Here is a 15,559-nt window from a genome sequence, read left to right as displayed (position 1 = left end):
GTGTGGCGTGAGGACTACGCGCCGGCGAGCAGCGCCTGCTCGGCCTCCTTGGTCCAGATGCCGTCCTTCAGCTTCGCCGCGACGTGCGGCAGCTTCTCCGGCATGTCGACGAGCCTCGTCAGGGGCAGGTCGTGCAGCATCGGGAAGACCATGATCTTGCCGCCCGACGTGCGGTTGATCACCGAGTCGATCGCGTCGCGGAAGCCGGCCATGCCGGTCACGGCGTCGAGCGAGATGTGGGTGTCGATGATCCCCTCCTCGATCTTCCGCAGAACGGTGCGCATGTCGGAGACGTCGGAGCCCGACGTGCCGAACATGAAGATGCGACGCTCGAGGATGCCCTGCAGGTCGAACTCGCCCAGCGTGCCCGCGGGAATGCCGGCGAACGCGTTGATGATGGCGCCGTCGGCCGCGAGGTCGACGGCCTGCGAGACGACCGCCGGAACCGGAACCATGCACTCGATGTGCGTGTAGCCGGGCTGCAGCGGCGTCGTGCCGGTGTTGACGTACTCGATCGGCACACCACGCTCCGCGGCCACAGGGTCGACGGTGGCGGCGAGGTGCGCGAGGCGCTCGTCGTTCAGGTCGGTGCCCGTGACGGAGATGCCGGCGAACCCGGAGGTGACGGCGCGGATCGTGTGCATCAGGCCCATGGGGCCGGCGGCGCCCATGATCGCGACCTTGTCGCCGTCACGCAGCTCGCCGGTGGCCGGGATCCACGCGTAGCCCTCGGCCGGGTCGCTGCCCGTGGTGCCGACGAAACGGATGAAGTCGTAGTGGACGCGGCCGATGTCGAGGGCCACCTTGCGGTCGATCCGTCCACCGTCGAGCACGATGCAGAAGACGCTGCGGGCACCCAGCAGCGCGGCCAGCGCCTCGATGACGGCGGCGTCGGAGCCGTAGTAGACGATGTCGTCGAAGGTGCCACCGAGGCCGGCGACCTCGCCAGGGGCGACGGTGATCGTCTCCGCCGGCGCGTGCGCGGCGGTCAGGGCCTCCAGGCCGGCGGTGGTGCCGTCAGTGACGACGAGCAGGCGTCCGCCGGCGAGCACGTGGTTGCGCTCGGCCCAGGCGTAGGACCCCTCGACGGTGGCCCAGGGCTCGATGAGGCCGATAGCGGCGGCCGAGGGGCCGTCGGTGACGTGGATGAGGAACTCCTCGCCCGACGGCGAGATCACGCAGCGCTCGTCGATGACGACGAACTCCTGCAGCGCACCCTCGAAGTTGTAGCCGAATGCGCCGTTCGACTTGGCGGTGCGCAGGTGCTTCCAGTCGGCCTGGACGAGGACACGGTCGCCGACGGCGAAGTGGGTCACCTCGGAGCCGATGGCGACGATGCGGCCGACCGGCTCGTGGCCGGGGACGGTGGGCTGGCTGCCGGGCTTGTAGCCGGGGATCTCCGCCAGGGCCTCGGCGGCGATGCCCTCGACGACGTCGGACTTGCGGGGGTGGGAGTCGAACGCGTGCAGCAGCTTCGTGTCGCTGAAGCAGATGCCGCAGGCCTCGACCTGCAGCAGCATCTGGTGCGGTCCGACCTCGTCGACGGGCTTGGAGTCGTTGATGATGATCTCGTCGACACCGACGATCTGGATCGCGTGCTGGTGGGCGGGAATCTGGCTCACGGCCTGCCTCTCTTCGTTGATTTCCCCTCCAATCTAGGCCGGGGAACCGGGCCCGGACAGGGGGCGGGGGACAACTGGGCATATGCTCAACGGGTCACCCCCGAACGAGGAGGCGCGCGTGGTCCTGAACCCTGCATCCAACGACCTTGACCTCGTCGTCCGGGCCGCCTGGCTCTACTACGAGGACGGGCTCACGCAGGCGCAGATCGCCACCCGGCTGTTCGTGTCACGCCAGACCGTCGGCCGCCTCCTCGAATCCGCCAGACAGCACGGGATCGTGCGCATCGAGCTCGACGCGCAGTACCTCGCCGCGATGGACCTCGCGACCCAGGTGCGGGAGAAGTTCGGTCTCCGCGACGCCGTCGTCGTGCCCACCGCGCAGGGCAGGCTGTCGAGGGAGCGCACCAACGAGCGGGTCGCCGCCGCGCTCGCCGCCTTCGTCCGGCGCCGGCTCCACCCCGGCGCCGTCGTCGGGGTCTGCTGGGGCGACTCGGTGGCCCGGTCGCTGTCGATGCTCTCGGAGGAGTCCCTCGACGGCGTGCAGTTCGTCTCCACTGCCGGCGAGCTCAGCGCCATCGACGAGGTCCTCACCCGCAGCCCGCATGTGCTGCGCCGGCTCAGGACGATGCCGGCGCCGCTGCTGGTGTCCAACGAGGAGGTCGCCAGGGCGATGCAGGCCGAGACCGCGGTGCGTGACGTGATCGACCTGGCCCGCAGCGCCGTCGTGACGCTCACCGGCATGGGGGCCGCAACCCCCGGAGGGTCCGCCGTCTCCTTCGGCGTCGCCACCGACGAGGAGGTAGCCGAGTTCGCCGCGCGCGGCGCCGTCGGCGACATGCTGGGGGAGTGGTACGACGCGAAGGGTCAGGTGGTGGAGACCTCCTGGTCGCGGCGGCGCATCGGGCTGGGGCTCGAGGAACTGCGTGGCCTCGACAACGTCGTCGGCGTGGCCGGCGGGGTGGACAAGGTCGCCGCCATCTCGGGCGCCATCGCAGGCAGGCTGATCTCGGCGCTCGTCACGGACGAGCCGACCGCTGCCGCGCTGCTGGAGCGTCCGGCGCCCCGCTGACGGGGCGGATGAGCGCGTCCAGCGTCCGCAGCGTCGCCTCCAACTCGACGGACGGCTCCAGCAGCCACTGGATCTGCAGCCCGTCGGAGGCCGCGATGATGAGCGCCGCGAGGTGGTCGGCGGGCACGTCGTCGCGCACGAGGCCCGCCCGCTGCTGGTCGAGCAGGCTGGCGGTCATGGAGGAGCGGAGGCGCTCGAACCGCGTGGTGAAGTGTTCCTTCGCCGCCGGGCTGTCGGTCTCGAGCGCGGTCGCCACCAGCGTCGTGTAGAGCTCGACGAGGCCGGGCACCTCAAGGTTGCCGATGGCCGAGTCGATCATCGACTCCGTCCCCTCGCGGACGTCCCGCCGTTCCGCGCCGCCGCGGGTGGCCTCGGCATGGGCGTAGACGGCGACCAGCAACTGCTCGCGGGAGTCGAAGTAGTGCAGCAGCGCCGCGTGCGAGATGCCGAGCGACTCGGCGATCCGGCGCAGCGAGGTGCCGTGCGAGCCCCGCTCGCGGAAGACGTCGATGGCGCGGTCGAGGATCTCGAGGCGGCGGGCCACGCCCTTGGGGCGGGCGCCCTGCCGGCCGATCACTGGGCCCTGCTCCGTCATGGGAAGAACCTAGCGCCAAACGTAACCTCCATGTGGAGGTTACGTGCTACTCTCCTCATCAACGCCCGTTCGAGGGCGCCCCTGACAATGACGTAAGGACTTCACCCATGGGCCTTCCCGTAGCCTCCGTACAGCTGTACACCCTGCGCGAGGAGTTCGCCGCCGACATGCACGGCTCCCTCGACCGCCTCGCGGCCCTCGGCCTGCGCAACGTCGAGGCATTCGACTTCGTCGGCCGCCCGGCCGAGATCCGGGCCGCGCTCGACGCCAGCGGGTTGGCCTGCCCGACCGGGCACGCGCCCCTGTTGACCGACGAGCTGTGGACCCCCGACGGCTCCATCCCCACCCCCGCGCCCGAGATCGTGTTCGAGGCGGCCGCCACTCTGGGCATGACCACCGTCTTCGACCCGTTCGTCGCCGCTGACCGGTGGGTCACCGTCGACGGCGTCACCGACATCGCCGAGCGGCTCAACGCCCTCGCCGACATCGCAGCCGGTTTCGGGCTCAAGGTCGGCTACCACAACCACGCGCAGGAGTTCGTCGCCTCCTTCGACGGCCAGAGCGCCTACGAGCGGTTCATCCAGCTCACCCGCCCTGAGGTCGAGATCGAGCTCGACCTGTTCTGGGCCCTCACGGGCGGCCAGGACGTCGTCGCCCTCGTCGAGCGGCTGGGTAGCCGGCTCACCGCGGTCCACGTCAAGGACGGCATCACACCCGAGATCAACCCGTGGGCCGACGGCACCGGGGTGACCGGATCCGAGAGCCTGCGCCAGACCCGCCCCGGCGACGGCCAGGTGCCCCTCGGCGACGCGCTGCGGGCGGGTGTCTCCGTCACGCAGGCGATCATCGAGTATGACCACGCGCCCGGCGACGTCTTCGACGACATCGCCGCGAGCCTGGCGTTCCTGCGCGACGGCGGGTACGTCGCATGAGCGGCCGCACGGGGGTCGGCGTCGTCGGTGCGGGCGTCATCAGCCAGACCTACCTGGAGAACCTCGGCTCGTTCCCGGATGTGGAGGTCCTCGCCGTCGGCGACCTGCAGCCGGAGCGTGCCGAGGCGCAGGCCAAGGCCAACGGTGTGCCGCGCTGGGGAACGGCGGCCGACGTCCTGGCCGATCCCGAGATCGGCCTCGTCGTCAACCTCACGGTCCCCGAGGCGCACGTCGCCGTCTCGACGGCGGCAGTGGTGGCAGGCAAGCACGTCTGGACAGAGAAGCCCATCGGCATGGACCGCGACTCCGCCCGCGGCCTGCTCGAGGCGGCGCGGGCGGCCGGCGTCAGGGTGGGCTGCGCGCCCGACACGATCCTCGGCCCCGGCTTCCAGACGGCGAAGCGGGCGATCGCCGCCGGCGTCATCGGCGAGCCGATGTTCGTCAGCACCGCCTTCCAGACCCAAGGCCCCGACCTGTGGCACCCGTCGCCCGCGTTCCTGTTCGCCCAGGGAGCCGGCCCGCTGCTGGACATCGGCCCCTACTACTTCTCGGCGATGGTCAGCCTGCTCGGCCCCGTCGTCGGGGTGTCCGCCCGCGGCTCCCGGCCCCGCACCGAACGCGTCATCCACGCCGGCCCCCGGGCCGGCGAGACGTTCCCCGTCGAGGTCCCCTCCACCGTCCAGGTGCTCACCTCCTTCGCGGGCGGCCAGCACGGCACGCACCTGCTGAGCTTCGACTCCGCGCTCGAGCGCCACGGCGTCGTCGAGATCCACGGCACCGAGGGCTCGATCATCCTGCCCGACCCGAACATGTTCGAGGGCCGGATCGCCTATGTGCGGCCGCTCGGCGTCCTGCGTGACGGCATGTCCGTCGAGCAGGAGTGGATCGACATCCCGCAGGAGGGTGTGGTCGTCGGCCGGGGCCTCGGCGTGCTGGACATGGTCCGCGCGATCGCGGAGGACCGTCCGCATGTCGCGAGCGGCGAGCTGGGCTACCACGTGCTGGATATCCTGCTGTCGGCCGAGGAGTCGGTGGCCAGCGGCACCCACGTGGAGGTGAGCAGCACCGTCGCCCCGGTTCCCCCCGTCGAGGCCGGGTTCGACCCGTTCGCGGCCACCGTGTAGCGATAGGAGCCCCCATGGCAGAGCGACCAGTCGTCCTCGTCACCGGCGCGACCGGAGGGATGGGACGGCTGATCGTCGCCGACCTCGCCCGCGATCGTGACGTCATCGCCGTCGGCCGCAATGAGGCAGGGCTGGCCGCCCTGGCCGAGGAGCACGGCGTCCGTACCTGGCAGCTCGACCTGGCCGCGCTCGCGCGCGGCCAGGCGCCGGGGGCCGCCGGGTTCGTGGAGGGCCTCGACCGGCTGGACGGCCTCGTCCACGTGGCCGCGGTCGGCGGCCACTGGAGCGCGGACGAGGCCACCCTGGAGCGCTGGCATGAGCAGTTCGACACCAACGTGGTCGCCCCTGCCGAGCTGACCCGCCTGACGCTGCCGCTCCTGCGCCGCGCGCAGGGGCACGTCGTGTTCATCGGGTCGGGCGCCTCCCGCGTGCCCGTCCCCGGCAGCGTCATCTACGCGCCGTCCAAGCACGCGCTGCGGGCCTACGCGGAGGCGCTCCGCGATGACGAGTCGCCGCACCGGGTCCGCGTCACGTCGCTGGAGCCGGGCCCCACCGCCACCGACATGGGCCCGCGCCGCGCGCCCGCCGAGGCGCTGATCCAGCCGGCATCGGTTGCGGCAGCCGTGCGCTTCGCGCTCGACTCGCCCCCGGACGTCGACATCACCGTCGTCGCCGTCCGGCCCCGCGTGGAGCTGAACCGGCTCTGACGTGAGCCGACGACCCGACGGCGTGGGCCGCGGCGGGGCGCTCCGCCGCGTGTTCGCCGACACCCGGCCCCTGCACCAGCCGGACTTCCGGCGCCTGTGGCTGGCCAACGTCGTCACGGTCATCGGCGCGCAGTTGACGGTGGTCGCCGTCCCGGCGCAGATCTATCAGCTGACCGGATCCTCCGGCATGGTCGGCCTGACGGGCGTCTTCGGGCTCGTCCCGCTCGTCGTGTTCGGGCTGTGGGGTGGGGCGCTGGCCGACCACTTCGACCGGCGCCGGCTGCTGGAGATCACGACGACTGGCCTCATCGTCACCTCTGGTCTGCTGTGGGCGCAGGCCGCGGCCGGCGCCGACAACGTGTGGCTGTTGCTGGCCACCTTCTCCGCGCAGCAGGCCTTCTTCGCCGTCAACCAGCCCACCAGGGTCGCCATCCTGCCCCGGATCCTGCCCGCCGAGCTGCTGCCCGCCGCGAATGCCCTGAACATGACGGTGATGTCGGCCGGCGCGATCGCCGGGCCGCTGGTGGGCGGCGCCCTCATCCCCGTCCTCGGCTACGCCTGGCTGTACCTCATCGACACGCTCACCCTGACGGTCACGCTGTACGCCGTGTGGCGCCTGCCCCGGATGCCCGTCCTCGGGAGGACGGGGGCCCCCGGCCTGAGCTCGGTCATCGACGGGTTCCGCTACCTCGCATGGCACAAGATCCTCCTTCTCAGCTTCCTCGTCGACCTGATCGCCATGGTCTTCGGAATGTCGAGGGCGCTGTTCCCCGAGGTGGCGCATACCGTCTTCGGCGGCCCCGCCGAGGGTGGCTGGGAGCTGGCGCTGCTGTACGCGGGCATGCCGGCGGGCACCGTGCTCGGCGGCATCCTCAGCGGCTGGCTGTCCGGGGTCAGACGGCAGGGGGCCGCGGTGCTGGCCGCCATCGCCGGATGGGGCATCAGCATGGCGCTGCTCGGCCTCGCCGTGGGCTGGGCTCCCGGCGCTGCGCGCACGATGTTGGTGGTGTCGGTCGTGCTGCTGATGGCGGGCGGCCTGGCCGACATGGTCTCGGCGGCCATCCGGCAGACCATCTTGTTGACCGCCTCCGACGACGACGTGCGCGGCAGGCTGCAGGGGGTGTTCATCGTCGTCGTGGCGGGAGGGCCGCGTGTCGCGGACGTGCTGCACGGCTGGGCCTCGGAGGCCGTTGGACCGGCTGCAGCCATCGGCGGCGGTGGCGTGCTGGTCGTGCTGGGAATCGTGACGGTGGCGCTCGCAGCCCCGTCGTTCCGGCGCTATCGTCCCTGAGTGGGCTCAGGCATCGGGGCCGGCCTCGGCCGCCACCGGCAGACGAAGCACGAACTTGGCACCGGAGCCCGCCTCGTTGCTCGCCTTGACGCTGCCGCCGTGGGCCTCGGCGGTGTGCGCGACAATGGCCAGGCCCAGGCCGGTGCCCGGCGTGTTGCGGGCCTTGTCGGAACGGTAGAACCGGTCGAAGATCAGCGGCAGGTCGCTCTCCTCGATGCCGGGGCCCGAGTCGATGATCGTCAGCGCGCCGTCGACGAGGTGCACCACGATGGTGCCGTCGGGCGGCGAGAACTTCACCGCGTTGTCGAGCAGGTTCGTGATGGCACGCTCGAGCGTGGCGGCGTCGGCCATGACGGGGGTGGGCTCGAGTTCGACATCGAAGTTGATGCTCGGGCCACGACGGCGGGCCCGTTCGATAGCCGCCTCGGTGACGTCGGACATGTCGAGGGGCTCGTGCGGACGCTGCAGATGATCGTCGCGGGTGAGGGCCACCAGGTCGCCGACCAGGGCCGAGAACTCGCCCAGCTGCGCCGCGACATCGCCGAGCACCTCGCCGCGGGCGCCCTCGGGCAGCATGCCGGACTGCTCGTCGGCCAGCAGGAGCTCGACGTTGGTGCGCATGGAGGTCAGGGGCGTGCGCAACTCGTGGCCCGCGTCGGCGATCAGCTGCCGCTGCTGCTCGCGGGACTGCTGCAGGGAGCGGAGCATCTTGTTGAACGACTGCGTGAGCTCGCCGAGGTCGTCGCGGCCGTAGATGCGGATGGGGTTCAGCTCGTCGGTCTGGGTGACCGACCGCACGGCCTGCGACAGGCGCCGGACGGGGGCTAAGACCGCCCGGGCCGTCCACAGGGCGGCGCCCGTGGTCGCGCCGACTCCGAGTAGACCCGCTGACACGAGCACGATCCACAACGAGCCGAGCGTCGACTGCAGCGCGCCCATCGGGCGGGCGTAGACGACTGCGTAGCTCTGGTCGACGCTCACCCGCAGCGGCACGGAGACCACCCTGTACGTGACGTTGTCGATGTCGAGGGTCCGCGCAGACGAGCCCGACTGGAGCCGCGCGATCGCGATCTCCTCCGGCCCGACAGGCAGCGTCTGTTCCTGCCCGGGGTTTTGCTGCACGACCCCGGACGCGGACACGACGGCAAGGAGCCCGTTGGTGGCGTCGATGCTGGCCGTCAGGCCTTCGTTGCTGTCGAGCGCTGTGGCGACGGCGGCGGAGGCCGTCTGCGCGACGGAGGTCAGCTCCCGGTCGAGCTGGTCAGTGAGCGACCAGCGGGTGACGGTGAAGGTCGTGCTGCCCACCAGGATGACGGACAGGGCGACACTCAGCCCGGTCAGCAGGGCCAGCCGCCACTGCAGCGACTGACCACTGATCAGCCGCGTGACACCCCGACGGAAGCGAATCCACCAGCTGCCGATCACGGGGAGTTTCACGCAGGACGTACCCGATCCCGCGCACCGTGTGGATCAGGCGCGAACGTCCCCCGGCCTCGGTCTTGCGCCGCAGGTAGCCGATGTAGACCTCGAGCGAGTTCGCCGTGGTCGGGAACTCAAAACCCCAGACCTCGTTCAGCAGCGTGTTGCGCTCCATCACCCGGCGGGGGTTCTCCATGAACACCTGCAGGAGGGCGAACTCGGTACGGGTCAGCGAGATGTGCTGGCCGCTGCGCGTCACCTCGCGGTGCTGGGTGTCCAGCGTGACGTCCTGGAACGTGAGGACGCGGGACTCGGACTCGGTGGACGGCCGGGTGCGCCGGGTGAGCGCACGGAGCCGGGCGAGCAGTTCGTCGAGGGCGAAGGGCTTGACCATGTAGTCGTCGGCGCCGGCGTCGAGCCCGTCGACACGGTCACCGACGGCGTCGCGGGCCGTCAGGATGAGGATCGGGGTGTCGTTGCCTCCGTCGCGCAGCATGCGGGTGGTCTCGAGGCCGTCAAGCCGCGGCATCATCACGTCCATGACGATCGCGTCGGGGTGTAGCCGACGAGCTTCGCGAGGGCTTCGACGCCGTCGGCGGCGGTCTGCACCTCGTCGCCCGAGTACGTCAGCGAGCGTGCGAGCGAGTCACGAACGGCCTGATCGTCGTCCACTACCAGGATCTGCATGGGTCAGCCTCCACCTTCCACTGCTTGTGCGGATCCTACCTGGCTCCGGCACCCTTTCCCGTGCGACGACCCGTGCACGGGCGGGAACTGGTCCGACTAGGGTCGACGCATGGCAAAGGTCGTATTCGTGTGCTGGGGCAACATCTGCCGCTCCCCGATGGCGGAGCGGGTCGCCCGCCGTCTGGCCGCAGAGCGGGGGCTCGACGTGGAGATCGTCAGCGCAGGCATCTCGTCGGAGGAGTCCGGCAACCCCATCGACCGGCGGGCGGTGCGCAGCCTCACAGCGCGCGGCTACGACGCTGCGGGGCACCGTGCCCGCAGGATCACGCCGGCGGACCTGCGGGAGGCGGACCTGGTGGTCGCCGTCGAACCCTTCCAGGTGGAGCGGCTCCTGACGCTGGACCCCGACGCGACGGTCGCCCTGCTGAACGACTTCAATCCAGCCAAGCCGAAGGACGAACCGCTGATCGACCCCTGGTACGGCGACCAGGCCGGCTTCGAGGACACCCTCGACGACGTTGAGGCGGCCATGCCGGGGATCCTCGACGCCGTCTCGCTATCCTGAGGACTTCCGCACCACGAGAGGCAGGACCTCCGATGAGTCTGCTCGGCCGCAGCTTCCTCAAGGAACTCGACTTCACCGCCGACGAGTGGCGCGCGCTGCTCGACCTGGCCGCCCGGCTCAAGGCCGAACGCCGCACAGGGACCGAACGCCGTCGGCTCATCGGCCGCCAGGTGGCGCTGCTGTTCGAGAAGACGTCCACCCGCACCCGCTGCGCCTTCGAGGTCGCCATGGCGGACCAGGGCGGCACCACCACCTACCTGGATCCCTCCGGATCCCAGATCGGGCACAAGGAGTCGGCGGCCGACACGGCGCGCGTGCTCGGGCGGTGGTACGACGGCATCGAGTACCGGGGCTCCGGCCAGGACGTCGTCGAGACCCTTGCCGAGCATGCCGGCGTGCCCGTCTACAACGGGCTCACCGACGACTGGCACCCCACGCAGATGCTCGCCGACCAACTCACCATGCTGGAGCACGCAGGCAAGCCGCTGCCGGAGATCGCCTTCGCGTTCCTCGGCGACGCTCGCAACAACGTCGGCAACTCGCTGCTGATCTCCGGCGCCATGATGGGCATGGACGTGAGGATGGTTGCCCCCACCTCGCAGCAGAACGCCCCCGAGATCGTGGCCCGTGCCCGCGAGGTGGCGGCCACCACAGGCGCCCGCATCACGATCACCGACGACGTCGCGGAGGGTGTGGCCGGCGTGGACTTCGTCTACACGGACGTGTGGGTGTCGCTGGGCGAGCCGAAGGAGGTGTGGGCCGAGCGCATCGAGCTGCTGCGGCCCTACCAGGTCAACGCCGAGCTCATGGCGGCCACCGGCAACCCTGACGTGAAGTTCATGCACTGCCTCCCCGCGTTCCACGATTTGGCCACGTCAGTCGGGCGGGACCTCCACGGGCAGTTCGGCATCGAGGGCGTCGAGGTCACCGACGAGGTGTTCGAATCGGACGCCAGCATCGTGTTCGACCAGGCGGAGAACCGGATGCACACCATCAAGGCGGTGCTGGTCGCGACTCTCGTCGGCGACGAGTGACGCCAGCCGCCTGGGCGCAACGAGAGAGGGGGTCGGTGCACATCGTGCACCGACCCCCTCTTCAGGTCCGCAGACTCAGTTGCCCGTGCTGGGCAGACCCGGCTTCACCGGAGGAGTCGTCGGGGAATCGCCCGCGACGACCGTGACCGGCAGGTAGATCCTGGTGCCGGAGCCCTCGGCCACGAAGGTGACGATGTGCTCGCCGGCCAAGATGTCGGAGCCCGCAGGCAGCGAGATCGTGATGGACCCCTTGCCCTCGGCCACCGTCCCGGCGCCCACCTGGGTGCTGCCGATGAAGGCCGCCAGCGTGCTGTTCGCCAGCTTCGGCGAGACCTTGTCGCCCTCGTTCAGCATCATGTCGAGTGTCTGCGGGGTCGCAGACTCGTCGATGACGTCACCGAACGAGAACGTCAGGCCGGTGCCGCCAGCCTTGAGCGTCCCGGCCGGCACCCGGGCGGAGACGCCCCGGCGGGAGTAGTCCGGGGACAGCGGGCTGTTGGCCTCGACCCACTCCACCCAGGCCTCGATGTCGGCGCGACCCGTGTCCTTGTGGTTGACGCCGTTGGCGAACTCGTAGAAGTTGTCGCCGCCGGTGCTCAGGAAGCTCGCCGTGGCGATGGTGTAGAGCTTTGCCGGGTCGATCGGCTTGCCGTTGATCGAGACGGAGGTGATGCGCGATCCCTCGGGCAGCGACTCGTCGAAGGTGTAGCTCACGTTCTTCGACAGGCCGAGCGTCAGGTAGGAGCGGCTGGGCACGGTTGCCCTCCTTGTCACGCTGCCACTGCTGCTCGAGGACCTTCGTGAACTGGGCGCCCGTGAGGTCAACCGTGAACAGCGAGTTCGCGAACGGCAGGGTCATGGCAGCCTCGCGGTAGGTGATGTCCCCCGCATTGAAGCTGTCGCGGGTGCCGCCGGCGTTCTGGACGCCGATCACCTCGGGGTCGCCGCCACCGAGCACGTCGGCGAACATCTGCGCGACCGTGTTGGTCATGGGTGACTCCTGGTTGCGCGTGCCGGAGCCGCCGTCGCCGGCGGTCGAGATCGCCTGGGTCGCCGTGCCGATGACCCTCTCGCCCTTCTCCAGCGCGGAGGTATAAGCGGCGCGGGCGATGTCGTTGATCTCCTTGATCGCAGGCAGCGACTCGTCGGCCACACCGGGCTTGATGATCGTCGGGGTCGTAGTGCAGACGCCGCCGTCGACGGTGTCGACCACAAGGTCGACCTTGGCGAGCTTCGCGGCGTACGACGAGGCCTGGATGATCGGGCGGCCGCCGTTGGCGCTGGCGTAGGAGTATTCCTGGTGCGTGTGGCCGTTGAAGATGACGCTCACGCGGTCGTCGATCCGACGGTAGATGTCGTCGAAGGCGCCGCTGGCCGCGGCGTTGTCGGCCGCGCTCAGGGCCCCGTTCCCGGCACCCTCGTGGATGGAGGCCAGCACGATGTCGGCCTCACCGTTGGTGGGGTCGCCGTCGAGGAGCTTGTCGGTGACGCGGTTGATCGCTGCGACCGGATCGCCGAAGTCGAGGGCGGTGATGCCGCCGGGCGAGACGAGCGACGGGACGTCGCCGGTGACTGCGCCGACGATGGCGATGTCGAGGCCGGCCTTGGTGACGATCTCGTACTCCTTCAGCGGCGCCGCCACGGTGGTGGTGCCCTTCAGGTACACGTTCGCGCCCAGGTTGGCGAAGCTGCTTCCGGGGACGACGCGGCCGCTGAGGTCGGTCCAGCCCTTGTCGAACTCGTGGTTGCCGACGGCGGAGGCGTCGACGCCGGCCGCGTTCAGGATGTCGATCGTCGGGGTGTCGTCCTCGATCATCGAGACGAACGTCGAGGCGCCGATGTTGTCGCCCGAGCTCAGCAGCAGGACGTGGTCGTCGCCCTGGGCGACGCGGGCCTGCTCGACGGGTGTGAAGAGTGCACCCGCCAGGTAGCGGGCGGGGTCGTCGACCTTCCTGCCGTCGTCGATGACGCGGCCGTGGAAGTCGTTGAAGCCGAAGACCGTGATGGTCTCCGTCGGGTTTGCTGCGGTGCAGACACCGGGCGCGGCCGCCGCGGTGGGGGCGAAGGTGGCGACGCTCAGGCCGCCAGCGATGAGGGCACCGGCGGCAAGTGTCGCGGTGGCCCTCCGGGTAGTGCGAATCATCTCTCTCCAGTTCGACTCGGCTGCTCGGGCAGGGCCGCGGCCGGATGGTCGGCGGCAGCCAGGCCCCTCACTCTATGCAGTTACCGGGGCTCGTGGGCGGGTTCGTTACCAGAAGTTCATGTGGGCCGTCCGTCTGCGGCGCAGGATGGGTGGGGAAAGCGCGCGTCGGCTTTGTCGGAAGTCCACAAGGATGGGGCTTCCACTGTGGGCGGAAACGCGCGGAGTCGGCGCAGAAACCTAAGCTACGCTGGCGTAAGTTACGGTTACGTAGGTTGGCGGAAGGGGCCCGGGTGCTGGGTCAGAGCAACGAGATGGTGCAACTGCTCACCCCTGAGGGAGAGCGGCTCACACACGACGATTTCGCGTTCACGGGAAGCGACGCCGACCTGGTCGGCTACCTGCGCGACATGATCCTCGCCCGGCGGTTCGACGCCGAGGCCACGGCGCTGCAGCGTCACGGGGAGCTGGGGCTCTGGACGCCGCTGCTCGGCCAGGAGGCGGCGCAGATCGGCTCCGCGCATGCCCTGCGCCCCACCGACGTGGTCTTCCCCTCCTACCGGGAGCACGCCGTCGCCATGGTGCTGGGCGTGCCGCTCGCCAACTTCCTCGCCCTCTTCCGCGGATCCAACGGCGGCGACTGGGAGAAGCTCGAGACCTTCCGCAACTATCAGATCGTCATCGGCTGCCAGGCGTTGCACGCCACCGGCTACGCCATGGGCATCCAGTTCGACGGCGCCGTCGGCAATCCCGACGACGCGGACAACGCCGGCGTCGTCGTCTACCACGGAGACGGCGCCGCCAGCCAGGGCGACGTCAACGAGGCATACGTCTTCGCGGCCAGCTACCAGGCGCCCGTGGTGTTCTTCTGCCAGAACAACCAGTGGGCGATCTCGGAGCCGATCGCGCTCCAGTCGCGCATCCCGCTCTACGAGCGCGCCCGCGGCTTCGGGTTCCCCGGTGTGCAGGTCGACGGCAACGACGTGCTCGCCGTCAAGGCCGTCACTGACTGGGCGCTGGCCCGCGCCCGCGCCGGCGAGGGCCCGACCTTCATCGAGGCGTTCACCTACCGCATGGGTGCCCACACCACGTCCGACGACCCCACCAAGTACCGCGCCTCCGGCGAGGAGGAGGCGTGGCGCGGCCGCGACCCGATCCTGCGGCTGCGCCGCTACCTGCGCTCCATCGGCGCCATCGACGACGCGTGGGAGGCCGAGACGGAGGCCGAGGCCGGCCGCCTCGGCGAGGAGGTGCGCTCCCTGATCCACCAGATCCCGGACGTCACCATGGACCACCTGTTCCAGACCGTCTACGCAGAGCCGACCGTCGCCCTCGAGGCGCAGCGCCGCGAGTACGCTGAGTACCTCGCCGGGGAGGACGCATGACCGAGAAGCTCACCATCGCCAAGGCCCTCAACCGCGGACTGCGCCGCGCGCTCCAGGCCGACCCGAAGGTCCTGCTCGCCGGCGAGGACATCGGCAAGCTCGGCGGCGTGTTCCGCATCACCGAGGGGCTGCAGGCCGAGTTCGGGGAGAACCGGGTCATCGACTCGCCGCTGGCCGAGTCTGGCATTATCGGCACCGCCGTCGGCCTGTGCATGCGCGGCTACCGTCCCGTCGTCGAGATCCAGTTCGACGGGTTCGTGTTCCCCGGTTTCGCGCAGATCGTGACGCAGGTCGCGAAGTTCCACATGCGCACGGGCGGGCAGACGCCCATGCCGATGGTCATCCGGATCCCGTTCGGCGGCGGCATCGGCGCCGTCGAGCACCACTCCGAGTCGCCCGAGGCCTACTTCGCGCACACGCCGGGCCTGAAGGTGGTCAGCTGCGCGAACCCGACCGACGCCTACTGGATGATCCAGCAGGCCATCCAGTCCGACGACCCCGTCGTCTTCCTGGAGCCCAAGCGGCGCTACCAGACGAAGGACGAGGTCGACTTCACGCAGAAGCCCGCGCCCATGCACCAGGCGGCCATCACCCGCTACGGCACCGACGCGACGCTGCTCTGCTACGGGCCCATGGTCAAGACCTGCCTCGAGGCGGCCGCCGTCGCCGCCGAGGAGGGCACGTCGCTGGAGGTCGTCGACCTGCGGACGCTGAGCCCGATCGACTGGGTGACGGTGACCGCCTCGGTGCGGCGCACCAAGCGTGCCGTCGTCGTCCACGAGGCGCCCCTGTCGCTGGGCATCGGCGCGGAGATCGCGGCCCGGCTGCACGAAGATCTCTTCTACGTCATGGAGGCCCCGGTCATGCGCGTCACGGGCTACGACATGCCGTACCCGCCGGCCCGCGTCGAGGAGGAGTACCTGCCCTCCGTCGACAGGATCCTGGAGACCGTCGACCGTTCGCTGGCCTTCTGATGGCCACCATCGCAC

At 70.3% G+C, this 15,559-nt stretch carries 13 protein-coding genes and 3 pseudogenes; 9 read left to right on the top strand and 7 right to left on the bottom strand.

All coding sequences use genetic code 11. The annotated features are described in order from the left end of the window. Positions 1 to 14: 14 nt before the first annotated feature. Positions 15 to 1,622, bottom strand: coding sequence for an alcohol dehydrogenase catalytic domain-containing protein (locus H9L22_RS13040; RefSeq protein ID WP_187720302.1), 1,608 nt, complete (start codon positions 1,620 to 1,622; stop codon positions 15 to 17). A gap of 118 nt (positions 1,623 to 1,740) precedes the next feature. Here H9L22_RS13040 and H9L22_RS13035 point away from each other — a divergent pair, with 118 nt between their 5' ends. Further along, a complete protein-coding gene (locus H9L22_RS13035) occupies positions 1,741 to 2,691 on the top strand; it encodes a sugar-binding transcriptional regulator (protein WP_187720301.1) in 951 nt (316 codons plus the stop codon). On the opposite strand, the gene H9L22_RS13030 is transcribed toward H9L22_RS13035, so the two are convergent. Further along, complete coding sequence (locus H9L22_RS13030; protein WP_187720300.1) at positions 2,639 to 3,286, bottom strand: TetR/AcrR family transcriptional regulator; 648 nt, start codon at positions 3,284 to 3,286, stop codon at positions 2,639 to 2,641. The two genes, H9L22_RS13035 and H9L22_RS13030, sit on opposite strands and share 53 nt — an antisense overlap. A gap of 107 nt (positions 3,287 to 3,393) precedes the next feature. Between H9L22_RS13030 and H9L22_RS13025 the strand changes: the two genes are divergently transcribed. The 4 genes from H9L22_RS13025 to H9L22_RS13010 are packed head-to-tail and all read left to right on the top strand — an operon-like array spanning position 3,394 to position 7,340. Further along, on the top strand, positions 3,394 to 4,218 hold the full coding sequence (locus H9L22_RS13025) for a sugar phosphate isomerase/epimerase family protein (protein WP_187720299.1): 825 nt from the start codon (positions 3,394 to 3,396) through the stop codon (positions 4,216 to 4,218). Beyond that, positions 4,215 to 5,342, top strand: a complete 1,128-nt coding sequence (locus H9L22_RS13020; protein ID WP_187720298.1) for a Gfo/Idh/MocA family protein — start codon at positions 4,215 to 4,217, stop codon at positions 5,340 to 5,342. Before H9L22_RS13025 ends, H9L22_RS13020 begins: the two co-directional genes overlap by 4 nt. Before the next feature lie 14 nt (positions 5,343 to 5,356). After that, entirely contained in the window at positions 5,357 to 6,049 is a 693-nt protein-coding gene (locus H9L22_RS13015) for an SDR family NAD(P)-dependent oxidoreductase (protein ID WP_187720297.1), read from the top strand. A 1-nt stretch (position 6,050) separates the two neighbouring features. Next, positions 6,051 to 7,340, top strand: coding sequence for an MFS transporter (locus H9L22_RS13010; RefSeq protein WP_226965854.1), 1,290 nt, complete (start codon positions 6,051 to 6,053; stop codon positions 7,338 to 7,340). Between the two features lie 6 nt (positions 7,341 to 7,346). Here the strand turns inward: H9L22_RS13010 and H9L22_RS13005 are convergent, their stop codons facing one another. Both H9L22_RS13005 and H9L22_RS13000 read right to left on the bottom strand, forming a co-directional pair. Beyond that, entirely contained in the window at positions 7,347 to 8,765 is a 1,419-nt protein-coding gene (locus H9L22_RS13005; protein WP_344676594.1) for a sensor histidine kinase, read from the bottom strand. Positions 8,766 to 8,769: 4 nt separating this feature from the next. Further along, positions 8,770 to 9,446: pseudogene (locus H9L22_RS13000) on the bottom strand (response regulator transcription factor); the annotation flags it as partial. Between the two features lie 109 nt (positions 9,447 to 9,555). On the opposite strand from H9L22_RS13000, the gene H9L22_RS12995 reads away from it, so the two are divergent. Then, positions 9,556 to 10,011 carry a low molecular weight protein-tyrosine-phosphatase gene (locus H9L22_RS12995; RefSeq protein WP_187720296.1) on the top strand — a complete coding sequence of 152 codons (456 nt, stop codon included), beginning with the start codon at positions 9,556 to 9,558 and terminating at the stop codon, positions 10,009 to 10,011. Between the two features lie 32 nt (positions 10,012 to 10,043). Next, on the top strand, positions 10,044 to 11,045 hold the full coding sequence (gene argF / locus H9L22_RS12990) for an ornithine carbamoyltransferase (protein ID WP_187720295.1): 1,002 nt from the start codon (positions 10,044 to 10,046) through the stop codon (positions 11,043 to 11,045). A gap of 75 nt (positions 11,046 to 11,120) precedes the next feature. Here the strand turns inward: argF and H9L22_RS12985 are convergent, their stop codons facing one another. The 3 genes and pseudogenes from H9L22_RS12985 to H9L22_RS12980 form a co-directional block, all read right to left on the bottom strand. Then, positions 11,121 to 11,402 (bottom strand): hypothetical protein, encoded by a 282-nt coding sequence (locus H9L22_RS12985; RefSeq protein ID WP_187722778.1) that lies wholly within the window; start codon positions 11,400 to 11,402, stop codon positions 11,121 to 11,123. Positions 11,403 to 11,678: 276 nt separating this feature from the next. Further along, positions 11,679 to 11,759, bottom strand: a pseudogene (locus H9L22_RS20515) (hypothetical protein); the annotation flags it as partial. Positions 11,760 to 11,817: 58 nt separating this feature from the next. Then, positions 11,818 to 13,188 (bottom strand): annotated as a pseudogene (locus H9L22_RS12980) (bifunctional metallophosphatase/5'-nucleotidase); the annotation flags it as partial. 290 nt (positions 13,189 to 13,478) lie between these two features. On the opposite strand from H9L22_RS12980, the gene pdhA reads away from it, so the two are divergent. Together pdhA and H9L22_RS12970 are read left to right on the top strand one after the other, a co-directional pair. Further along, positions 13,479 to 14,570, top strand: a complete 1,092-nt coding sequence (gene pdhA / locus H9L22_RS12975; RefSeq protein ID WP_320060542.1) for a pyruvate dehydrogenase (acetyl-transferring) E1 component subunit alpha — start codon at positions 13,479 to 13,481, stop codon at positions 14,568 to 14,570. Beyond that, positions 14,567 to 15,544, top strand: coding sequence for an alpha-ketoacid dehydrogenase subunit beta (locus tag H9L22_RS12970; RefSeq protein ID WP_187720293.1), 978 nt, complete (start codon positions 14,567 to 14,569; stop codon positions 15,542 to 15,544). The genes pdhA and H9L22_RS12970 overlap by 4 nt, the downstream gene beginning before the upstream one ends. The last annotated feature ends 15 nt before the right edge of the window (positions 15,545 to 15,559 follow it).

This window comes from Tessaracoccus defluvii (genome assembly GCF_014489575.1).
GTDB classification, from domain to species: Bacteria; Actinomycetota; Actinomycetes; order Propionibacteriales; family Propionibacteriaceae; genus Arachnia; species Arachnia defluvii.
The sequence above is the reverse complement of the archived record's forward strand: the minus strand, read 5'-3'. Positions and strand labels throughout refer to the sequence as shown.